Annotated in this window: 18 protein-coding genes; 8 read left to right on the forward strand and 10 right to left on the reverse strand. The window is 49.5% G+C overall.

Annotated elements, in window-relative coordinates; all coding sequences use genetic code 11:
• Position 1 precedes the first annotated feature (1 nt).
• The 6 genes from ABTV53_RS25975 to ABTV53_RS26000 form a co-directional block, all read right to left on the reverse strand.
• On the reverse strand, positions 2–763 hold the full coding sequence (locus ABTV53_RS25975) for a lysophospholipid acyltransferase family protein (RefSeq protein ID WP_433747931.1): 762 nt from the start codon (positions 761–763) through the stop codon (positions 2–4).
• Complete coding sequence (locus ABTV53_RS25980; protein ID WP_433747934.1) at positions 732–1,499, reverse strand: carotenoid biosynthesis protein; 768 nt, start codon at positions 1,497–1,499, stop codon at positions 732–734. Before ABTV53_RS25980 ends, ABTV53_RS25975 begins: the two co-directional genes overlap by 32 nt.
• Positions 1,499–2,371 (reverse strand): phytoene/squalene synthase family protein, encoded by an 873-nt coding sequence (locus ABTV53_RS25985; protein ID WP_421894201.1) that lies wholly within the window; start codon positions 2,369–2,371, stop codon positions 1,499–1,501. The genes ABTV53_RS25980 and ABTV53_RS25985 overlap by 1 nt, the downstream gene beginning before the upstream one ends.
• Entirely contained in the window at positions 2,368–3,831 is a 1,464-nt protein-coding gene (locus ABTV53_RS25990) for a phytoene desaturase family protein (RefSeq protein WP_433747937.1), read from the reverse strand. The genes ABTV53_RS25985 and ABTV53_RS25990 overlap by 4 nt, the downstream gene beginning before the upstream one ends.
• Positions 3,828–5,378 carry a phytoene desaturase family protein gene (locus tag ABTV53_RS25995; RefSeq protein WP_433747939.1) on the reverse strand — a complete coding sequence of 517 codons (1,551 nt, stop codon included), beginning with the start codon at positions 5,376–5,378 and terminating at the stop codon, positions 3,828–3,830. Before ABTV53_RS25995 ends, ABTV53_RS25990 begins: the two co-directional genes overlap by 4 nt.
• Positions 5,379–5,644: 266 nt before the next feature.
• Entirely contained in the window at positions 5,645–6,592 is a 948-nt protein-coding gene (locus ABTV53_RS26000) for a MerR family transcriptional regulator (RefSeq protein ID WP_433747942.1), read from the reverse strand.
• Between the two features lie 267 nt (positions 6,593–6,859).
• Here ABTV53_RS26000 and ABTV53_RS26005 point away from each other — a divergent pair, with 267 nt between their 5' ends.
• The 8 genes from ABTV53_RS26005 to ABTV53_RS26040 all read left to right on the forward strand — a co-directional run bounded on the left by ABTV53_RS26005 (position 6,860) and on the right by ABTV53_RS26040 (position 16,672).
• Positions 6,860–8,335, forward strand: coding sequence for a phospholipase D family protein (locus tag ABTV53_RS26005; protein WP_433747945.1), 1,476 nt, complete (start codon positions 6,860–6,862; stop codon positions 8,333–8,335).
• A gap of 126 nt (positions 8,336–8,461) precedes the next feature.
• Positions 8,462–9,085 (forward strand): TetR/AcrR family transcriptional regulator, encoded by a 624-nt coding sequence (locus ABTV53_RS26010; protein WP_433747947.1) that lies wholly within the window; start codon positions 8,462–8,464, stop codon positions 9,083–9,085.
• On the forward strand, positions 9,082–9,423 hold the full coding sequence (locus tag ABTV53_RS26015) for a DMT family transporter (protein WP_433747950.1): 342 nt from the start codon (positions 9,082–9,084) through the stop codon (positions 9,421–9,423). The genes ABTV53_RS26010 and ABTV53_RS26015 overlap by 4 nt, the downstream gene beginning before the upstream one ends.
• The gene (locus tag ABTV53_RS26020) at positions 9,423–9,737 is read left to right on the forward strand and encodes a DMT family transporter (RefSeq protein ID WP_017691901.1); all 315 of its coding nucleotides are present in this window, start codon (positions 9,423–9,425) and stop codon (positions 9,735–9,737) included. Before ABTV53_RS26015 ends, ABTV53_RS26020 begins: the two co-directional genes overlap by 1 nt.
• A 336-nt stretch (positions 9,738–10,073) precedes the next feature.
• A complete protein-coding gene (locus tag ABTV53_RS26025; protein ID WP_339238245.1) occupies positions 10,074–10,208 on the forward strand; it encodes a hypothetical protein in 135 nt (44 codons plus the stop codon).
• A 212-nt stretch (positions 10,209–10,420) separates the two neighbouring features.
• Positions 10,421–11,368, forward strand: a complete 948-nt coding sequence (locus ABTV53_RS26030; RefSeq protein ID WP_433747953.1) for a TetR/AcrR family transcriptional regulator — start codon at positions 10,421–10,423, stop codon at positions 11,366–11,368.
• A 33-nt stretch (positions 11,369–11,401) separates the two neighbouring features.
• Positions 11,402–14,656, forward strand: a complete 3,255-nt coding sequence (locus ABTV53_RS26035; protein WP_433747956.1) for an efflux RND transporter permease subunit — start codon at positions 11,402–11,404, stop codon at positions 14,654–14,656.
• A 339-nt stretch (positions 14,657–14,995) separates the two neighbouring features.
• On the forward strand, positions 14,996–16,672 hold the full coding sequence (locus tag ABTV53_RS26040) for a PucR family transcriptional regulator (protein ID WP_433747959.1): 1,677 nt from the start codon (positions 14,996–14,998) through the stop codon (positions 16,670–16,672).
• Positions 16,673–16,712: 40 nt separating this feature from the next.
• Here the strand turns inward: ABTV53_RS26040 and ABTV53_RS26045 are convergent, their stop codons facing one another.
• From ABTV53_RS26045 to ABTV53_RS26060, 4 genes are all read right to left on the reverse strand, one after another.
• A complete protein-coding gene (locus ABTV53_RS26045; protein WP_421894170.1) occupies positions 16,713–16,949 on the reverse strand; it encodes a hypothetical protein in 237 nt (78 codons plus the stop codon).
• Positions 16,949–18,394 carry a dihydropyrimidinase gene (gene hydA, locus ABTV53_RS26050; protein WP_433747962.1) on the reverse strand — a complete coding sequence of 482 codons (1,446 nt, stop codon included), beginning with the start codon at positions 18,392–18,394 and terminating at the stop codon, positions 16,949–16,951. Before hydA ends, ABTV53_RS26045 begins: the two co-directional genes overlap by 1 nt.
• The gene (gene preA / locus ABTV53_RS26055) at positions 18,391–19,686 is read right to left on the reverse strand and encodes an NAD-dependent dihydropyrimidine dehydrogenase subunit PreA (RefSeq protein ID WP_062836927.1); all 1,296 of its coding nucleotides are present in this window, start codon (positions 19,684–19,686) and stop codon (positions 18,391–18,393) included. Before preA ends, hydA begins: the two co-directional genes overlap by 4 nt.
• Before the next feature lie 72 nt (positions 19,687–19,758).
• Entirely contained in the window at positions 19,759–21,126 is a 1,368-nt protein-coding gene (locus ABTV53_RS26060; protein ID WP_433754347.1) for an NAD(P)-dependent oxidoreductase, read from the reverse strand.
• Position 21,127: the final 1 nt, after the last annotated feature.

Consider the following 21,127-nt stretch of genomic DNA (forward strand, 5'->3'; position numbering starts at 1 on the left):
CCTAACGGTTCACCCGCTTTCGCGTGGCATCGTATTTTTCACTTGTTGAACGTACATGACGAATTAGCGGAAGCGCATCTGGCAAACTTCCCTGCCCCATCCGTACAAGCGCTGATCTGTGATCGTCTAACTGCTTTTCCAACATAAGGCCGAGTCTGGAGGCAATCTCTTCACTCTTCAACGCTTTCCAGTCTTCTATCACAGGCGGGCCTGCCTGCATCGATATTTCCGGCAGATCATGCTGGACCATCCCATGGCACAAGGTTACGGGTACGGCGATGGCATTTGGGGAACGTCGAAGCAACAACCCGATGCCTGGACGGAACCGAATCGGTCTGGCCTCCTGATGCAGAATTTCTCCTTGCGGAAAAATCCATACCCTTTTGCCTGAATCCAATAATTCACTGGTGTACTGTAGAGAGGTCCGAATACCGGACGCACTCTCCTTATTGATCGAATACGCACCCAATTTACGAAAAAAAGCATATTGCTGAAGCTGCTGCTCCTCCATCATCACATAATGATCCCCCCGCGATGTCTGCCTGGCCGCATGATAGAGCAGCAGACCGTCCCACCAGGAGCTGTGGTTCATGAAGTAGATCACCGGACGAGCCGGATCAATCGGGGAGTTGTCCCTGATGTCCGCCTGCGGGTCCAGTGAACCCGTGAGCGTGAAGGAGCGGAAGCGCCGACGCAGCAGATAATAATGATTGTATAAGGCAAAAATACGATTAAACGGTTTTGATTTTACGGCGCGAATCATAGAGCCAGCTCCCTTCGGCAAGAAGCACACCAGCAATGGCGATGATAAAGCTGCCCGTAATCCCTTCCTTTAGGGCAAGCAGGCCGAACAGGAGAATAAACAGCTGATACAGCCATTTTGCACGCAGTAATGAGCTACGGTCATTAGGCATGGCCGGAAGGAAGAGGGACAGGAATGCACCCATGATAAACCAGCTTATGTAATTGGTCCACGGAACACCGTAGAATCCACCTGGAGCCTGCCACTCCCAGAATCCTCTCGCATGTGCAACAGGATCAAGTACCAGATCGAGTACAATCGCCCAGAACCCGGTCTTCACTGCTCGAAGCAATTTGCCAGTCCAGGTTGAACCACCACCACTTAACAGTGCCGAGTTACCAACCACTGCGATCCAGGCAAACCCTAGCGTAACTGGTACACTGAACAGATGTATTCCGAAGAAGTCAGAGTAGGCATACTCACCAAAAGGCCAATGCGTATGAACCCCTACCCACTCCACGCCCATGCCTCCCAGCCAGATAATTACGGAAGAAATCCAGAGTCCGGGTTTCATCCAGATGACTGACTGGTCGGACAGACCTGTCCGATTACGCCCCTGATAGATCAGATCCAGCACATACAACGCATAGAAAATTAAGAATAAACCATTGGAAAAGGACAACACGTCCGGCACGCCGATTGTCAGCATCAAGGTTGCTCCAATGACATACCACGCCCAGTAGAGCCACTGGATCATCAGGATACCGCCGTTCGGGAGGCTTGATAGGCCAGCATCGGGTAACGTTTCATAATCGCACCCAGCATCTCCAGTTTCAATTCATCACTAACATATGCCCGTTTGGTATATACGTCATAGTCGTTGCGTTCAACCGCGTGGAGAATGGTGGAGTAAAAGGCTGCCGCCAGCTCGATGGAAAACGCACTTTCCGTTGGGTACGTATCCAGACGGTCCATGCCAATACGGAACCAGTTCAATGCTGCAGCTTTTAATTCATGAATAATGGCAATAAAACGTTCGTCCACGACCCCGTCTTCAAAATCTTGCTCGGAGTAACCATGCTTCTCCATGATTTCCAGCGGAACATACCGGCGCACTCTGGCCCGATCTTCACCAACATCCCGAATAATATTAACGATCTGCATCCCTTTACCCAACGCGATCCCGTTTACGGCTACTTCCGCGCCGTTGTCATCCCGCAATACAGGCAACAACATCTCGCCTACAGTGCCCGCTACCAGATAACAATAATGCTCCAGTTCCTGCATCGTTGCATAATGCGTCACTTTAAGATCCGTGAGCTGACCTTCCATCTGACGGAAGAATGGTCCCTTATCCAGATGAGGGAAACTGCTGAACAACCATCTCAGTGCTGGCCAGATAAAGTGTCCTTCCGCTTCATCCAGACGATCAAATAAGTCATGGATCTCGTGAATCGTATAAGCCGATTGTTCCGGTTCATCCACACTGTCATCAATCATGCGGCAGAAAGCATAAATGACATATACCGCTTCCCGACGTGGACTAGGCAGCCCTCTAAAAGCCTGATAAAAAGAGGAAGAACCCTTTTGCATCAATTCTTCACACCTGCTCAAAATCGCTTCATTCATGTTCCCATCTCCTTCATGAGTTGATTGACAGCCATACGTGCACTCTGCATCACAATTGGCACTCCGCCTCCAGGATGTACAGATGCTCCTGCGGCATATAATCCCTGTATATTGGGGAATGGTTTGGGTTGTGGCCGATAGACACCGGACTGGAACAATACTGGCGCAATTCCGAAGCTTCCGCCCCCATAGAGTCCGTCTCGCTCTGCGTCAGCGGGTGTACGCACCTTTTTCCACTTGATCGCTGCACGAAGTCCCGGGAATCCACGTTGCTCCGCTTCTTCCAGTACCCGTTCTGCCAATGCTTCGCTCTCTTGGTCCCAGTCGACACCTTGAGCATCGGGCACCGGAATGAGGAAATATAATACACTCTGCCCTTGAGGGGCTGCAGTTTCATCCAATGCGACCGGATTAAATACGTAAAATGACGACTTTGCCGGAATGCTTCGCTGATTAAACACTTCCTGTAAACTGCCTTCAAGACTCGGTGGCAGGAAGAACTGGTGCGTCGTTGCGTCTTCCCAGGTTTTGTCTACGCCCACATAGAGCAATACACATCCGGAGGAGGGACGATACGGCTTTCTTTTGCGCGCTACCTCTGGTGACTGTCCAAGCAAACCTGACAGATGGGGGAAATCACCATTGTAGATAACTGCATCCACATTTTCTGCGCCTGCTGCCGTTTCTATACCTTCACATACACCATTTTTAATCGTGAGCCCGGTAACTTCCGCATTCAACACGACCCGTCCACCACGCGCTATCAGTTCCTGTTCCAAAATGGCCGGCAATGCTGCATATCCGCCTTTGACCATCCAGATCCCATATTCATGCTCTGCATAGGGAAGCAGGGAATAGATGCCTGGTGTCCCGAACGGTGATCCACCGATGTATAGACTTTGTAACGAGTACGCGTCAAGCAATTCCTCATGCTGAAAATAATCGCCTACCGCTTTCCGGACACTTTTGTGTGCACGCAATCTGCCCATGAGTGATATGAGTGATGGTGTGAAGAAATCCCTTTTGCGCGGAAAAGCCCTTTCCAGAAACGCTGCGCGGCCTGCCGGAAACAACGTGTCCATATCTTTCATGAATCGTGTGAATCCCCGGCTCTCTCCCGGGAACAAACGTTCAATCTCCGCCGTCTGCTCTTCACGTGACGTCATCTTGGTCATGACCCGACCACTGTGGTAGTGCACTCTGTATAGCGGATCACAGCGAAGCAACTCAATCTTCGAACGATCTACGCCTGCTTCCTCCAATATACCAAGTAACATCTCAGGCAGAAGCACAATGGTTGGCCCCTGATCGATCCGGTACTCCCCTTCCTGCTCATACCCAATTCGTCCGCCAACGCGGGAACCCCGTTCATACACGGTGACATCCCATCCCTGACGGTTCAATAACAGTGCAGAAGTAAGTCCGCCAATCCCTGCGCCTACAATAGCGGCCCGCTTCATGAATGTCCTCCAGCTTCTGCCGTCTTCACATACGAGGAAGGTTTGGAGCGTGTGCGCGCGTCCTCTTCCTGAATCAGTCTCACACTGATCCGTGCCGATTCGAAGATCGTCGGCAACCCGCTGCCCGGATGTGTTCCGCCGCCTACCAGCCATACACTTTTCAACTCTTCAAACTCGTTATGGGGACGCAGGTACATCATCTGACCCAGATTATGTGCCATATTAAACGTTGCTCCGCGATACACATCCAGTTCAGTCTCCCAATCGAGTGGAGTGAACAGCATACATTCTTCAATTCGGCTACGAATGTCGGCCAGTTCAGGAATGCCTTCCATGCGTTTCATCATGGCCTCCTGCACATTCTCCCGCTCTGCATCCCAATCAATGTCTGCGGTTAGGTTAGGCGTAGGCATGAGAACATATAGAGCCGATTTCCCTTCCGGTGCCAGCGTCGAATCAAGTCTGGAAGGGTTATGAATATATAGAGATGGATCGGCTGATAACATTTTATGCTTCGTAATCTCATCAACGTTCAACCGGTAGTCCTCGGGAAAATAGATCGAGTGATGCGGCAGGTCCACCTCACCATCCACACCCAGATACAGCATTGCTGTAGAGCAGGAATACTTTTTGCGTTTCATTTTCTCAGGGGTATATTTCTTAAGTACGCCCGGTTCGAACAGATGATTCACCGCATGTGCAAAGTCGGCGTTCACCACCACATGGTCGGCTTCGATGCGTTCACCGTTCTCAAGCAACACACCTTCTGCACGACCATTGCGAACGATGACCTGTTTCACCGGGGTGGAAGTATGTATTCGTCCTCCGTATTCTTCCACGACATCGGCCATGGCTTGGAAGATCCGATTCACGCCGCCAATGGGGTGGAACAATCCGTAGTGATGCTCAATAAACGATAATATGGTAAAGGTACCCGGACAATCCCAGGCAGACATGCCAAGATATTTGGATTGGAATGTAAATGCCCAGCGTAGACGCTCATCTGTAAAATAGCGGGACAAGATTCCATAGACTGTATTGTGGACATCAAGCTTGGGTAGAGCTGTTACCGCATCCTTGCGTAAATAGTCAGTCAGCTTGCCAAAAGGACGACGGAGCAAAGGCATGACTTTGCCAAACTTCACTTCCTCTTCTTGCATGAACCGAAGGTAATTGTCCTCATTGCCCGGAAACAATTCCTTAATCTGTGCAGCTGTATCTTCCCGATTACGAGAAGGCGTGAACACCTTGTCTCCAAAGTTCAGGGCATACAGCGGGGTCAACTCTTTCATATGCACATAATCGGATAACTTGCGTCCTACCACGTCGAACATCTCTTCAATCAGTTGAGGCATCATCAAAAATGTAGCGCCCCGGTCGAATCGATATTCACCCAGTTCCAATCTGGCAGAACGCCCCCCGATGACTGGCTGTTTCTCATACACATCTACCTCGTACCCCTGACCGGACAATAACATCGCTGCTGCAAGTCCACCCGGACCTGCGCCAATAACAGCTGCACGTTTGCGTTGTTGATTCGGTATCATGCCACTCACCTTTCTATGTAGGGAATTCCTATAGTTCTCTAGCCCCTAACCTATTATTAAACCGCCTGAGAACACTTCAAGCGGGTAACAGCAAAAACATTATACAAATATAATACAAATATTATACGACCTTGTAAACCAAAAAATGACCAACGGGTCAAATTACTCTACCAATCCATATATAAACACAAAAAACATCCCTTGATCACTTTCGTCAAAGGATGTCCTGTACACACTAGCTTATTCATTGTGATTTAAGATTATGTTTAATTATTGGCCTGTCCGAACCTTGCACCCGGTGGTCGCTCGGAGAGATACTCACGCTCCATCCACGACTGCCAATCCGCAGAACTCTCCGGCATAATCCATTGCGGGTAACGAGCATGTTCTGCACGCTCATAGCCCTTCCCACCAAGTACGAAGCGAATATGTGGAAATTCATTTTTAATCCGCTCTATAAGTTGATCGCACCGTTCAAGCAGCCCCGGACTTGTGATCGAAAGACAGACCAACTTAATCTTTTGCTCCCGGATAATCGGGAAAATGCCTTCTTCCGGCGTGTTCGCACCGAGATACAATACTTCTGCTCCATTTTTACGCATAAAAAGAGAGAACAGCAGCAACCCGACCTGATGATGCTCCCCTTCCGGACACAACGCCAGAACTTTGGGCAGATGCGGATAGATCGGGAACAGATGGAAAAACTGATAAAACCGCTGTGAAATCAGCTGAGTCATGAAGTGTTCCTGAGCCACCGAAGCCCTGCCTTGCTCCCATGCATCTCCAACCCGAACCAGTATGGGCACCAGCACATGATAGAACATCGAGTCGTACCCATACATGGTGAAACCAAAATCAATCAAACCATTGGCACGTTCACCCTGAAAGTTGTAGAGCGAGTCATAGATCTGATCTGCCATGCGTTCGTATGCTTCTTCCATTGAAGGCACCGGAGCCATGATCGGAATAGGCGCAGCCACCTCGGGTGGGTTTAATTTGTTTTCTTTCAACATCCGTACCGCTTCCGAAATATTGGTCTGATGCAGCTCTACCTGTTCTTTCAACCAGCGCAGATCCTCAACATTCTCTTCGGTATACATTCGATAACCCGATTCCGTCCGCTCAGGGGTGACCGCATTATACCGATTCTCCCAAGCCCGGATGGTTACCGCCCTGATATCGAGCATGGCTGCGACTTGTTTGATGGAATACACCTTATTACCCACTTTCTTTCCTAAATGTCCAGATTTCACAGGTTATATCACTGATTCCCCGTCCTTGTCAGGCATATGAAAACCCTAACATTCTACAAAAATAATACACTCATTATACACAACGCTCAGACACCTGTCGATTACATCCTGCCAATTATGCTATATGTACTATTCGGCTACATTCGTTATTCTATGGGGTTATCCTGCGTCAACGTGATCATCCGTGTGGTAATAGAAGTCAGCAAGTAGAGAAGGGGGAGTCCACCGTTGGTCTCATTACGCCGCCATACATCCAACCGCAAGTCTTCACGCGGCAAATTTCCATACATACGAACAGGGCTGGTCCTATTAGTCCTATGGCTCATCGCAGTCATGCTCTATCAGACTTATAAACCTTTACCAACGGGCATTTCATACGAAAGTCCGGAGTATCGTGTGGATCAAGTCGAGTTCCTGTATGACCTCACTTATCCTTCCTCCGACGGACAGATGGAGCACGAACAACAGATCTTCCAACGCATGATGCAAATTGTGGAGGAAGCAGAGCAGTTTGTCCTGGTGGATATGTTCCTGTTCAATAATTATCAGCACAAGGGGCAGAACTTTCCTCCCGTGAGTACTGAATTCACCGAAGCGCTGGTTGCCAAAAAAAATCAACATCCTGATATGGACATCTGGTTTATTACAGATGAAGTAAATACCAACTATAACTCAGCACCCAATCCGCTGCTGGAACAATTCACACAAGCAGGCATTCATGTGATCATCACGGACGTGGACCCTTTGCGTGATTCAACTCCGGTATACTCTGCGGTCTGGCGGACCTTTTTCCAATGGTTCGGGCAGTCCGGAGATGGCTGGATCAAAAACCTGATGGCCACGGATGGTCCGGATGTCACTGTGCGTTCCTATCTCAAGCTGCTCAATGTGAAGGCAAATCATCGCAAAGTTGTTGTCAGTGAGAAGACGGCAATTGTCTCTTCTGGCAATATTCATGATGCGAGTGCCTACCACTCGAACATTGCATTTGAAGTAACAGGCCCAATCATTGGCGATATTCTTCAGTCAGAGCAAGCTGTTCTCGACATCTCAGGCGGAGGCCAGGTTCCGACCTACAGAGCACCTTCCACAGATTCAAACACGGGAGACCTACGAATTCGCTATTTGACTGAAGGCAAAGTGAATGACGCTGTACTCCATGAGATCAATCAGGCTGGCAAAGGTGACACCTTATGGATGGGCATGTTCTATGTGGCCTCTCCAAAAGTAGTGGAAGCCCTGCTGGAAGCCGCAAAACGAGGAACCGAGATCCGGCTTGTACTGGATCCAAATGAAAATGCCTTTGGTCAGGAAAAGATCGGCATCCCGAACCGTCCTGTTGCCGCCGAATTGCATGATAAATCCGACGGTAAAATTCAGATCCGCTGGTATAACACCACCAAGGAGCAATACCATACCAAGATGATCTATCTTGCCAAAGCAACCGGAGATCATATTGTCCTCGGTGGCTCAACCAACTTCACACCAAGAAACTTGAATGACTACAATCTGGAGAATGATCTATGGGTTGCTTCACCTCCAGACAATAAGTTCACGCGCGATATCGCGAATTATTTTGAGCGCATTTGGAATAATGATGATGCGGAGTTCACACTAGACCTGGAAGAGTTCCAAGAGAAGACAACGTTTTTGAAAGGTATCCTATATAAGCTGCAACTGATTCTCGGTTTTACAACCTTTTGATCAGAAACCACATTCACACCTGTCATATCCGTCTGTACTCTATTGTGCAGACGGATATTTTCATCTTGACAGCCGATGTGAAGTGTGAAAATATAATTACCTAACGACCGTTAGGAAGGTGATAGAATGACTGCCCAATCCATTCGAGATGCAGCCCTGTTCCATTTTGCGAGAGATGGCTATGAGGGAGCTTCTCTGAGAGCTATTGCTGATGAAGTCGGGATTAAAAAACCGTCCATATATGCGCATTTCAGCTGCAAGGATGACTTGTTTTTACACACACTGGCCTTTGCATTTCATGAGGTAAAACGGCACACACTGGAATATTTCCGTGATCATGCGGATCTGCCATTGGAGCAGAGGCTGAAAGGCTTGTTGATCTGGTTCGAACAAGAATACTATGCCCATGCTTCGGCTCGTTTGATGCTGCGCAATTGTTTTTACCCCCCCCTTTCTCTGTATGGCGAAGTGATGGATCAAGTGTATCCCTTTATCGATGGCATGGAACGTGCACTGAATCGTCTGCTGCAAAGGGCAATCCGTATTGGAGATATCCCAACCATTCCCGCAGAACAAGCCGCCATTGCATTTATGACGTTGCTCGACGGCATTACCGTGGAGATTATCTATGGAAGCTCACGTCGGTACAAGAGACGATTGGAAGCATCCTGGCCTGTCTTTTGGCATGGCATTCATCATTTGAAGGAAGAGGCACAAAGCGTTGTGCCGGAAGGAGATTCAACATCATGAATCGCAACTGGTTATATGTATTTATCGGTGGAATTATTGAGATTGTCTGGGTAAGCGGGCTGAAACATGCCTCGAATGCCTTGGAGTGGACTTTGACGGGGATTGCCATCGTGATCAGCTTTGGACTGATCATTGCCGCTTCCAAAAGACTGCCTGTGGGTACGGTGTATGCCGTCTTTACGGGAATTGGTACGGCGGGTACCGTCCTTACGGAATTGGTCCTGTTTGGTGAGCCGTTCCGCTTGGCCAAAGTATTGCTCATCGGGCTGCTGCTCTGCGGCGTAATCGGACTGAAACTGGTTACGGATCAGCAAGAAGCCAAAGGAGGTGCAGTATAATGGCTTGGATGGCGATTGTAGGTGCAGGGATATGTGAAATTTTCGGCGTAATCGGTATTAATGGTGCTTCCACCAAGAAAGGATGGCCATACATCGTACTGATGCTGGTGTCGTTTGTGTTCAGCTTCTCGTTGTTGTCCTACGCCATGACGTCCATTCCCATGGGCACAGCGTATGCCGTGTGGACCGGGATCGGGACAGTCGGTAGTACGTTAACAGGCATGTTCCTCTTCGGCGAACGGAAAGAAGCGAAGCGCATCTTGTTTATCGCGATGATTTTGGTGGCAGCTGTTGGTCTGAAACTGATCACGTAACGGAACAACTGAATTACACTTTATAACTCCGATTGCAGTACCACTTTCCGATCGCTGTTATCCCCAGATTTCTTTGATTTCCTTTGAAGAGGGATAAATCCGGTGATAGCATATGCTTCCGGAGTAGCTTTCTTACAGAAAGCTTTTAGGCGAACACTCCGTTTCTTCAAGTTGGTTCTGCAATCTCCGTTATCGTGTACTTCTTAGCTTCCATTAGGATATCTATTAAATTTAGTAAAATAAAAAAGGCGACTTCGATCAGGAAGTCGTCTTTTTTCGGATATGATAGAAATAGGGAACCTCCCTATACACTGCTACGTAAGAAAGGAGGGTGTAATGTTGAAAAAATTATTGGCACGCTTTGGCTCTTATACTGGGTATGCCCTGCTGATCGGCATGGCTATCTTCTATCTCATCGCGCTAGTCGCCATTATTATACTCGCCTTGTACGCCTTCACTGGAGGAGCCTAACTTAAACGTTCTTGATAGCAACACTCAATCGTACATACAGGCTACACCTTGTTACATGTTGTTCTTTTTCCCTTTGATCATCCTCTTTCCTCCATATTAATTTTCCAATTTACTCCCATTTGAATTCCTTTAACCAGATCGTTTATACTTGGTTTGACCTTATAGTCAATTCAAGAACTCACAAGTTCCCTGATGAGGTGAATGTATCGTTAATGAACCCTATACATGAGATGAATGAGAAGAAAAAACTCATCATTACTACAGCACTCAAGCTATTTTCATCCAAAGGCAGTGCTGCAACATCCATGCAAGAGATTGCAGAATTATGCGGGATGTCCAAAGGCAGCCTCTACATCATGTTCAAATCCAAAGAGGAATTAGAAGCCAGTACGCTGGAGTACTGCATGTACACGCTCATGGACGAGATGACACAGATTGAGCATGAAACCAGCCTTACCTCGCGTGAACGTCTTCACAAGCAGATTGAGACACTGTTGATCCATGTTGCCGAGCTCAAGGAATTTTTGCGAGTACAGATGCGCAGCATGATGATGGATGATGAACAGCAACGCAAGGAACAATGCCATCCGCTGCAAAGAGATCTGGAAGTTCGTACCTTACATTGGTTTAAGGATAAGCTGGAGGAGCAGTACGGATCGGAGATTGAACCTTATACGATTGACCTTATTTTGCTGATACAAGGGCTGTTCCTCTCCTACGTCAAAATCTGGTTTACAGAGATGCCGTCTCTGACCGTTACCAAAATGGCAACCAATTTACTGCAAATGATGGACTACGCAGCGCACGGATTCCTTAAGCAGCGACCTTTGCCCTTGATTCCTTTGGAGGACTGGCCTGCCTGGATTACCGAGGCCCAACCGGATTCCACGGTGATGCGGCATCCTATCCATATCATCAAGCAAATGCAGGATATTGCTGCCTCCGAACTGCCTGCCGGGCAACCAAAGAATGATGCACTTGAAACCATTGCCATTCTCAGGCAGGAGATGATGGAATTCACGCCGCGGCGTGCCATTATTCTGGGCATGATGCACAATCTGGAGAACGTAACTGCCATTCAAGCCTTGCACTCCGAGCTTCAGCATATTTTGGATGCCATGTATAGCCGGTTCATCCCTGCTGACTCGTCACACACATAAACAGGAGAAACAGAGAGGAGAAGAAACCATCGTATGAAAGGTATTATTAATTTTTCACTGAACAACAAGTTTGCGATCTGGATTCTGACAATCATCATCTCATTCGCAGGTTTGTACAGCGGATTGACGATGAAACAAGAGACGATCCCGAACATCAACGTACCGTTTCTGAATGTCACTGCCATTGATCCGGGGGCTGCACCGGAGGGAATTGTTGAGGATGTCACGAAGCCGCTGGAAGTAAAACTACGTAATGTAGATGGCGTGAAGACGGTGACCTCCACTTCCATGGAGAATGCAGCATCGATCACACTCGAATTTGATTATGGAACAGATCTAACCAACGCAACGGCAACCGTTCGCGAGGCATTGAATGAAGTTCAATTGCCTGACAGTGTGCAGAAGCCGACCATTTCCAAGTTCAGCATTAACTCTTTCCCGGTTGTATCTCTGAGCCTGTCCGACAAGGACGGCGGTGACCTGGAACAATTGACACGACTGGTTGAATCGGATATTCAGCCTGCACTCGAAGATATTGATGGTGTAGCTCAGGTTCAGGTGTCAGGTCAATATGTGAAAGAAGTTCAACTGAAGTTCGACCAAGCCAAAATGGCCGAGCTGGGCCTAACGGAAGATACGGTAAACGGCATCGTTCAAGGTTCCTCCATCCGTGTGCCTCTTGGACTGTTTGAACTGGATAAATCCCAGAAGGCCGTTGTCGTGGACGGAAACATCGTCGACATCGATGATCTGAAAAACCTTGCCATTCCAGTTGTACCCGGCGGTGCCGGTGCTTCCACAGGCAATGGTTCAGGCGCAGCTGCACAAAGCTCTGGAGCACCAACTGGTGAATCCTCGGCAGCTGGCCAAGCAGGTCAAGGTGCCACTCCTGGCTCTGCACAAGGAACAGACCAGTCCACAGGTCAAGCTGCTGGCGGTAACGCCAGTGCAGGTAGTCCTTCAGGTGCTGCCAATTCACCTGGCATTCCAACTGTAAAACTAAGTGAAATTGCCAAGATCGAAGTCATCGGTCAAGCGGAATCCATTTCCCGGACAGACGGCAAGGAATCGATCGGTATTTCCATTGTAAAATCCAACGATGCCAACACGGTTGATGTCGTCAACGCAGTCAAAGACAAAGCGGAAGATTTGCAAACGCAGTTCAAAAATGCTGATTTGACTGTACTGCTTGACCAAGGTAAGCCCATTCAGGACTCGGTGAACACGATGCTGGGCAAAGCCGTTTTTGGCGCTTTGTTTGCCATCCTGATCATCCTGTTATTCCTGCGTAATATCCGTTCAACCATTATCTCCATTATCTCGATCCCGCTCTCCTTGCTCATGGCATTGACTGCGCTCAATATGATGGACATCACCCTGAACATGATGACGCTGGGTGCCATGACGGTTGCCATCGGACGGGTTGTCGATGACTCCATCGTTGTTATCGAGAACATCTACCGCCGATTAACACTCAAAGGAGAGAGACTGAAAGGCCGTGAACTGGTCCGCGAAGCAACGCGCGAGATGTTCATTCCCATTCTTTCCTCCACCATCGTAACCATTGCTGTATTCCTGCCACTGGCATTGGTAAGCGGTATGGTCGGTGAGCTATTCATGCCATTTGCACTGACCATGGTATTCGCCTTGCTAGCATCCCTGCTTGTCGCCATTACCATTGTACCGATGCTTGCGCATACCCTGTTCCGTAAAGGGTTGAAGAACAAACAGAATCACGAAGAAAAACCAGGCAAAATGGCTGAAGGTTACAAACGCCTGCTGAACTGGACACTGTCTCACAAACTCATCACGGTCAGTATTGCAGTGATCCTGCTGGTCGGAAGTTTGTTCCTGTACCCGTTCATCGGTGCAAGCTTCTTGCCGGAACAACAAGATAAATATGTGACCATTACGTACAGTCCACAAACCGGATCTTTGCGTGAAGATGTAGAAAAAGAAGCACTCGTGGCCGAGAAGTGGTTGCTGAAACAACCGGGTCTGGAGAAAATGCAATATTCCATTGGCGGCACGAACCCACTGAGCAGTATGGGTGGCGGTGGCGGAAACTCAGCGCTATTCTATATTGAATATAACGAAGATACGAAGAACTTTACTCAAGTGAAAGAACAGCTTGTCGAAGGTCTGAAGAAGGAAGTTACCGTAGGAACCTGGAATGAGCTCGACATGTCCGGCGGTTTGGGTGGCAGTGGCTTGAGCCTGTCCATCTATGGCGATAATGTAGAGCAACTCAAACCTGTATCAGACGAAATTCTGAAACTGGTTGAAGCGGATAAGGATAATTTTGAAAAAGCAGATACAACACTCGCTGACACCTACGGGCAGTATACGCTCGTGGCAGATCAGGAGAAATTGAGTTCCCTGGGCCTGACTGCAGGCCAACTGGCTATGACGCTCAGCCCGGTACGGGAACGTCCTGTGCTTACGGAAGTCGATATTGATAACAAAACGTACAAAGTATATGTAGAGACAGACAACAAATCATTCAGCAGCATTAAAGAGATTGAGAATGAAACCGTCACTTCACCGCTTGGCATTGAAGTACCGATCAAAGATGTTGCCAAAGTGGAAGAAGGTACGTCCCCGAACTCCATCATGCAAATTGATGGTAAGGTTGTTGTACAAGTTACAGCCAACATCCTGGCTTCGGATGTAACGAAAGCCTCGAGTAACTTACAGGCTGAGATCGACAAACTGGATCTGCCTGATGGCGTTGAGGTGAAATTCGGCGGTACAACCGAACAAATTAATGATACGTTTACTCAACTGGGTCTCGCCATGCTGGCAGCCATCGCCATTGTATACTTCGTGCTCGTTGTTACATTCGGCGGCGGATTGGCACCATTTGCAATCCTGTTCTCCCTGCCATTTACGGTGATTGGTATTATGGTAGGTTTGTTCATCGCTGGGGGTACGCTTGACGTCTCCGCCATGATGGGTGGACTGATGCTCATCGGGATCGTGGTCACCAACGCCATCGTGTTGATCGACCGTGTTATTCACAAGGAAAAAGAGGGGATGCCTACCCGTGAAGCCTTGCTGGAAGCCGGTGCAACTCGTCTGCGTCCAATTCTGATGACAGCTCTCGCAACGATCGGTGCCCTGTTGCCACTCGTAACGGGTCTCGAAGAAAGTGCGGGTATCATCTCCAAAGGACTCGGAATCACCGTAATCGGCGGTCTGATCAGCTCCACGCTGCTCACACTGGTTATCGTACCGATTGTGTATGAGTTCCTGATGAAATTTAAAAAGAAAAGAATCGAAGATTAACAAGTAGAGAGTCGTTCTTATATAACGGTTCGAGTACAACTTAGATACAGACTATACGTTCTAACCTCTCGCCCCTTAGCACTTATTGGAATGATTGAATTCCGATGGGATGGTAAGGGGCTTTTTTATGTGAGTTTACACGAGATATAAACTGACATTATAAATAATTCATTTAATCAAAATCACAAAAACAATGGTCTGGATTGTCATTTAAAACAAATGAACGTGAGATTTCAGCCCATCTGCTGTAAATCGACTTATAATATGGATTAATTATGCAAGTTGACGGATTCCAGACTCCAGATAGATCACATGTGATTGGGGAAGGACGGTGGTTGTGTGGGGGAGACAACGCTACATATTCAAGTCAGAGACATGTTAAAACGTCCCGTGTTTCGCAAGGCAGAGGTTCTGGCCAGTGATCGTGCGCTGGAGCGGTATGTTCGCTGGGTTCATATTATGGAGGTGCCTGAGGTAGGGGACCTGCTCAATGGCGGGGAATTGGTGCTGACGACAGGCATTGGCTGGCAGGAAGGTGAGCAGCAAGGTCTGTCTTTCCTGCGTCAGTTAATTGCACGCGGGGCTGCCGGACTCTGTATGGAATTGGGGGATCACACAAGGTCGCAGCTCGGTGCCATGAAGGAAATCGCAGTCGCAGCGGATTTCCCCTTGATCTGGTTCCACGAACAAGTCCGATATATCGATATTACGCAAGATCTTCATTTTACCTTGATTCGCAGCCATCAGCGGATGATCGCCGAACTTGATCACCTCACCACCTCCTTTAACCAACTTCTCCTGAATGGAGATGGCGTACAACCTTTGCTTCGATTATTGTCACGAACAACCGGATGTGCCGTGGCGTTATACCCATTTGAAGGAGAAGCAAGTCGTGTTCCCTATTGTCCTCCAGAGGAGTTAGAGACTCGTAGGCAAGATTGGTTTTCGCAGCGAAGACATTCGGAGGGGGAGGATCGTACAGCGTTAAAAGCATACACGGAGAGCACATTGGATGTGATCAGCATGCCTGTTCAGGCGTTGGACTACACCTTTGCGGATCTTGTACTCATGCACCAAAAATTGCCGGATCACGATTCAAATATACCAATCAAACCTTCGGATGAATTCGTCATCCAGGCACTGGAACGCTGCGCGGCTGCGATTGCCCAGGACTGGATGCGAACCAAATACATGGAAGAGAAACGCCGCTACAAGGAAGATATGTGGGTCATTGACTGGCTTAACGGACATCACTCCACGAAGGAAATTCATGAATATGTATCCGCCGTTAATCCCCTTCTCGCAACGAGCAAAGCCACGATTATTTTATTCGACAGTAACCCCGCATATACAGACAGCCTCAAACTTCAGAAATTATTGATCCAACGCAACATCGTCGCCCGTTCCGTGTTCGCTCGGGAGAACTTCACCCTCTACAGCACCGTTCTGAATCACCAGATCATTCTTATCATTCTCGACCCACTACCTGGATCTCAGCGTAAAAGCAGTCTCTGGCGCTGCATTGAACAGCTGCAGCAGCACGAGCAGGAACAGACCCACTGCCTCTTCTCAGGCATGTTCGGTATTGGTCATAGCTGCGCGGATCTCTCACGACTCAAGGATAGCCTGGATTCCGCGAAGGAGACACTTCGGATTCAGAAGGACATCGGCGAGATGCAGCAGCCCTTTTACAGTAACCTTCATTGCTACCGTATTATAGCCAGCATGAAGCAGAGTGGTAATCTGAATGATTTCATCGAAGAATATCTGGGGCCGCTCATCCGTTACGATATGGAGAAAGGAGGTCAGTTGCTGCGTACGCTCAAACAATATTTGGTCCTATGCTGCTCCAAGCAAGAAACGGCCACCGCGCTATATATCGTTAGACAGACGCTATATCACCGTTTGGACAAAATCGAAGCCCTTTTGGGAGAGGACTATATCCTCCCTGAGAAAAGGGTTGCAATTGAATTAGCGATCTATGCGTACGAGTACGTTAATGGCCCCCTAGGGTGAGAGGAACTTTACTCTTGTGCTCTGTCCTCACCTCACAGTTCTATGCTATTCCAGCTCCCCGCTGCTCCTGAAGCTGGCGAATCAGGATATGACTGAACCACTTCCGTCCAGACGCCGTGCCCACGTATTGCTCTTGTTTCTCTTCGGGAAGATCCGGGTGCCCCCATATGACGTGAGCACCCTCCAGATGTTCCCGGACCGCATAGATCCGATACCCCTGTGCAACCATTCGCTCGATGGCGATCCTCTCGGCCTCAAACACATCATGATCCGACATCAGCTTCTCCCTCCATTCACTGCCGTCACAGGCTGTTTCATCGGTATGGGTGCACCTGCATCATATTTGTTGCGCTTCACATATTGGCCTGCTCCCGCTGTTCCGGCATACTGCCGATCTCGGATGACATACTCCCCGCGGCACAATACCGTCACCGGACACCCCTGTACCGACATACCTTCAAATGCACTGTAATCGACATTCATATGATGCGTATCTGCCGAGATTACCCTGTATACAGATGGGTCAAAAATAACGATATCCGCATCTGTTCCTACAGCCAGAGTGCCTTTCTGCGGAAATAATCCAAACAACTTGCTCGCTCTTGTCGAACATAGATCGACCCATTGATTGAGCGTAATCCGCCCCTTGACTACACCTTCCGAATACAGAATGCTGAGGCGATCTTCGATGACAGGCCCCCCGTTCGGGATTTTGCTAAAATCATCCTTGCCCAGGTCCTTCTGGCCTTTGAAATTAAACGAACAATGATCGGAGCCAATGGTTTGCAGTTGGCCACTTTTCAGCGCGTTCCACAACGCTTCCTGATGAGATGCTTCCCGTAGCGGTGGTGACCAGACATACTTTGCACCCTCAAAATCCGGCTGATCCATAATCGACTGATCCAATGTCAGATATTGAGGACAGGTTTCCCCCCAGATCCGATAGCCCATTTCACGCATGCGCGCGATCTGCTCCACCGCTTCTGCACAGGTTACATGCACCACATACAGCTGTGAATCTGCAAGTGCAGCCAGTCGGGCCGCCCGGCCCGTCGCTTCTCCCTCCAGCATGGATGGACGAGTCAGCGCATGGTGGATTGGCTCCGTGCGCCCTTCGGCTAACGCCTGTCGAACCAATAGATCAATGACATCCCCGTTCTCGGCATGAACCATGACGAGTGCGCCGTACTCTTTTGCCTTCTGCAACGTCTGGAAGAGAATCCCGTCGTCGGCCTGGAACTGATTTTTGTACGCCATGAACACCTTGAACGATGACACCCCCTCCTCTTCAATGATTTGCGGCAATTCTTCCAGCACCTGATCATTCATCTCGCCGATCATCAGATGGAAGCCGTAGTCAATGGCGGCTTTCCCCTCGGCTTTGGCATGCCACTCCTGGAGGGATTCGATTAATGGACGGCCTTTTTGTGTCAGGCAGAAATCAATGATCGTTGTTGTACCACCAAAGGCTGCTGCTGTCGTTCCCGTCGCAAAATCATCCGCCGTTACCGTTCCACCGAAGGGCATATCCAGATGCGTATGCGGGTCGATACCACCCGGAATGACGTAACACCCCGCTGCATCCACCATTTCCGTTCGTTCGTCAGGCACCAGTCCGATGCCAATCTGTGTGATTTTACCCTTTTCGATCAAAATATCTGCTTCAAAGGTATCTGACGCTGTCACCAAAACACCGTTACGAATCAATTTGCGGGTATTCATGATATCGCCTCCTTGGTTGATTGATCTCTAACGGATTGCAGCATGGCAATCGCAGACTGACGTTCATTCCAGGTTACAGGTTCCTGCTCAGGTACAAGCTCAACCATCTCAATCGCCCCATCCACCGGGCAAACGATTGAACACAGATTACATCCAACACAATCTTCTTCCACTACTTCCAGATAGGAACCGGACGGGTCGGTCAACATATCAATACACTGATGCGAGGTGTCCTCACAAGCAATATGGCATTTGTTGCAATTGATGCAGACATCGCGGTTGATGCGAGCGACCACTTTGTAGTTCAGATCGAGATTGCCCCAATCCGAGTAACGCGGAACCGTCTGACCTACCAGTTCTGCTACACTGCTTAGACCCTTTTCGTCCAAATAATCGTTCAGCCCATCAATCATGTCCTCCACAATACGGAATCCATGATGCATCGCTGCGGTACATACCTGCACCCCTGTAGCGCCCATGAGCAGAAACTCTGCGGTATCCCGCCAGTCGGATATGCCGCCAATACCTGAGATCGGCACACCCACCTCCGGATTACGTGCGCACTCAGCAACCATGTTCAGTGCAATTGGCTTCACCGCTGGGCCACAGTATCCACCATGCGCTCCTTTGCCGCCCACATGGGGCACGGTATTCCACGAATCCAGATCCACACCTGCCAGGGAGTTAATCGTATTGATCAGGGAGATCGCATCCGCGCCGCCACGTACAGCTGCCCGGGCGGTCGCCGTAATATCCGTGATATTCGGCGTGAGCTTCACGATCACCGGTGTGGTCGCCACTTCCTTCACCCACATCGTCTGGAGTTCGACCAGGTCAGGCTGCTGACCAGAGGCCGCTCCCATACCACGTTCAGCCATGCCATGCGGGCAGCCAAAGTTCAGCTCCAAGCCATCCACACCGACGGCTTCCACCTTTTTCACAATCTCATGCCACTTCTCCCGCGTAGGCTCCACCATCAGTGATGCCACAACCGCACGATCCGGGAAGCGCTTCTTGGTCTCGGCAATCTCTCGCAGATTCACTTCCAGCGGACGATCGGATATCAATTCAATATTGTTAAACCCCGCCACCCGCTGCCCACCAAAATGGACCGCCGCGAAACGGGAGGATGTATTGATAATTGGTTCGCCCAGCGTCTTCCACACTGCACCGCCCCAGCCCGCCTCGAACGCACGCTGGACCTGATATCCCGTATTGGTTGGTGGGGCAGAAGCCAGCCAGAACGGATTGGGTGATCGAATACCTGCCAGATTAATGGATAAGTCAGCCATAACGATCCCTCCTTGGTGTTGTTTGAACTCACTAGTTACACTGGACACTCCGTACCTTGTTCCCCTCACAACTCACGCCGTCTCTTCCTCCTGTCCAGGCAATGCCTTCATGACTGCCGCAGCAGCGAGCTTACCCTGCTGTGCAGCCGAGACAACCATCGCCTCACCCTGACCCTGACCAAATATAACGTCTCCTGCCGCATAGATCTGAGGGTGTGAGGTACGGTACGTATGCGGTTCGATCTCAACGACGCCCCAGTGGTGACGCAGACCAAACGCTTCGATTAAGGGTAATAACCGCTGCTGTCCAATCGCCCGGATGACCGTATCACATTCAATCATGAACTCCGATTCCTCGACAGGTACAGGCAACGCGCGCCCACCACCAGGCGGGGTAATTAGCTCCATTTTCACACATTCCACAGCCTGAACCCGACCTTTCTCGTCTCCGATAATACGCTGCGGCATCGTAAACCAGCGGAACTCCACACCCTCCTGCTTGGCAAACGTATATTCAAACGCATATGCCGTCATGTGGCTTTCCCCGCGCCGATATAACATTTGCACCCGCTCTGCACCCAGACGTACGGAACAAGTTGCTGCATCTACCGCCGTATTGCCCGCGCCAATCACGGCGACCTTCAGACCATTCAGCGCGGGCGGAACCCCCTGCTTGGTAGACTCCACCAGTTCAATCGCATCATAGACACCTTCCAGTGTCTCCCCTTCAATGCCCAACATGGGTACTGAGCCCATGCCACAGGCCAGAATGACCGCTTCATGCTGCTCCAGCAACTGCGTAGCAGGAATATCCACACCAATGCGTACCCCGTAACGGATCTGCACACCAAGTGCTTCCACCTGCTCCACTTCCCATAGCGCAACCGATTCGGGCAGACGGAAAGATACTATGCCATACGTATTCAGCCCGCCGCCTTTGGGTTTGGCTTCATAGATCGTCACCTCATACCCTGCGCGCCCCAATTCACGTGCCGCCGACAGTCCCGCTGGCCCTGCTCCCACAACAGCGACGGTTCTCCCATTGGCAGGTGCCGCTTGGAACAACGGCTCATTCTTCGTCCGTGCCCAATCAGTGGCATAACGCTGCAAGTCACCAATTCGAATCGGTTTTGACGATTCGTTCAGCACACATGCGCCTTCACACAGTTCCTCTGTGGGACAGACACGTGCGCAGCTGGCTCCAACCGGATTCGCATCCATAATGGTGCGGGCCGAACCTTTCAGGTGCCCTGTGGATATTTTGCTAATAAAAGAAGGGATGTTGATGTCGGTTGGACAGGCCTTGATACAAGGTGCATCGTAACAGTACAGACAGCGGTTTGACTCCTCCATCGCTTCCTTCCCTGTCATGGCGGGTTTCATCTCGGCAAAACGACTCTCCCACCCATAATCGGATAACGTTGTTCCTGAGCTGTTCATC

Source organism: Paenibacillus amylolyticus (assembly GCF_050990605.1).
GTDB lineage: Bacteria > Bacillota > Bacilli > Paenibacillales > Paenibacillaceae > Paenibacillus > Paenibacillus amylolyticus_H.

What these genes read in the sequence shown, in the direction of transcription:
- ABTV53_RS25980 (WP_433747934.1), bottom strand. Translation starts at nt 1,499, where the DNA reads ATGATCCAGTGGCTCTACTGGGCGTGGTATGTCATTGGAGCAACCTTG.
- preA (WP_062836927.1), bottom strand. Translation starts at nt 19,686, where the DNA reads ATGGCTGACTTATCCATTAATCTGGCAGGTATTCGATCACCCAATCCG.
- ABTV53_RS26015 (WP_433747950.1), top strand. Translation starts at nt 9,082, where the DNA reads ATGAATCGCAACTGGTTATATGTATTTATCGGTGGAATTATTGAGATT.
- ABTV53_RS25990 (WP_433747937.1), bottom strand. Translation starts at nt 3,831, where the DNA reads ATGAAGCGGGCCGCTATTGTAGGCGCAGGGATTGGCGGACTTACTTCT.
- ABTV53_RS26020 (WP_017691901.1), top strand. Translation starts at nt 9,423, where the DNA reads ATGGCTTGGATGGCGATTGTAGGTGCAGGGATATGTGAAATTTTCGGC.
- ABTV53_RS26035 (WP_433747956.1), top strand. Translation starts at nt 11,402, where the DNA reads ATGAAAGGTATTATTAATTTTTCACTGAACAACAAGTTTGCGATCTGG.
- ABTV53_RS26025 (WP_339238245.1), top strand. Translation starts at nt 10,074, where the DNA reads ATGTTGAAAAAATTATTGGCACGCTTTGGCTCTTATACTGGGTATGCC.
- ABTV53_RS26010 (WP_433747947.1), top strand. Translation starts at nt 8,462, where the DNA reads ATGACTGCCCAATCCATTCGAGATGCAGCCCTGTTCCATTTTGCGAGA.
- ABTV53_RS26045 (WP_421894170.1), bottom strand. Translation starts at nt 16,949, where the DNA reads ATGTCGGATCATGATGTGTTTGAGGCCGAGAGGATCGCCATCGAGCGA.
- ABTV53_RS26030 (WP_433747953.1), top strand. Translation starts at nt 10,421, where the DNA reads ATGAACCCTATACATGAGATGAATGAGAAGAAAAAACTCATCATTACT.
- ABTV53_RS25995 (WP_433747939.1), bottom strand. Translation starts at nt 5,378, where the DNA reads ATGATACCGAATCAACAACGCAAACGTGCAGCTGTTATTGGCGCAGGT.
- ABTV53_RS25985 (WP_421894201.1), bottom strand. Translation starts at nt 2,371, where the DNA reads ATGAATGAAGCGATTTTGAGCAGGTGTGAAGAATTGATGCAAAAGGGT.
- ABTV53_RS25975 (WP_433747931.1), bottom strand. Translation starts at nt 763, where the DNA reads ATGATTCGCGCCGTAAAATCAAAACCGTTTAATCGTATTTTTGCCTTA.
- hydA (WP_433747962.1), bottom strand. Translation starts at nt 18,394, where the DNA reads ATGAATACCCGCAAATTGATTCGTAACGGTGTTTTGGTGACAGCGTCA.
- ABTV53_RS26060 (WP_433754347.1), bottom strand. Translation starts at nt 21,126, where the DNA reads ATGAACAGCTCAGGAACAACGTTATCCGATTATGGGTGGGAGAGTCGT.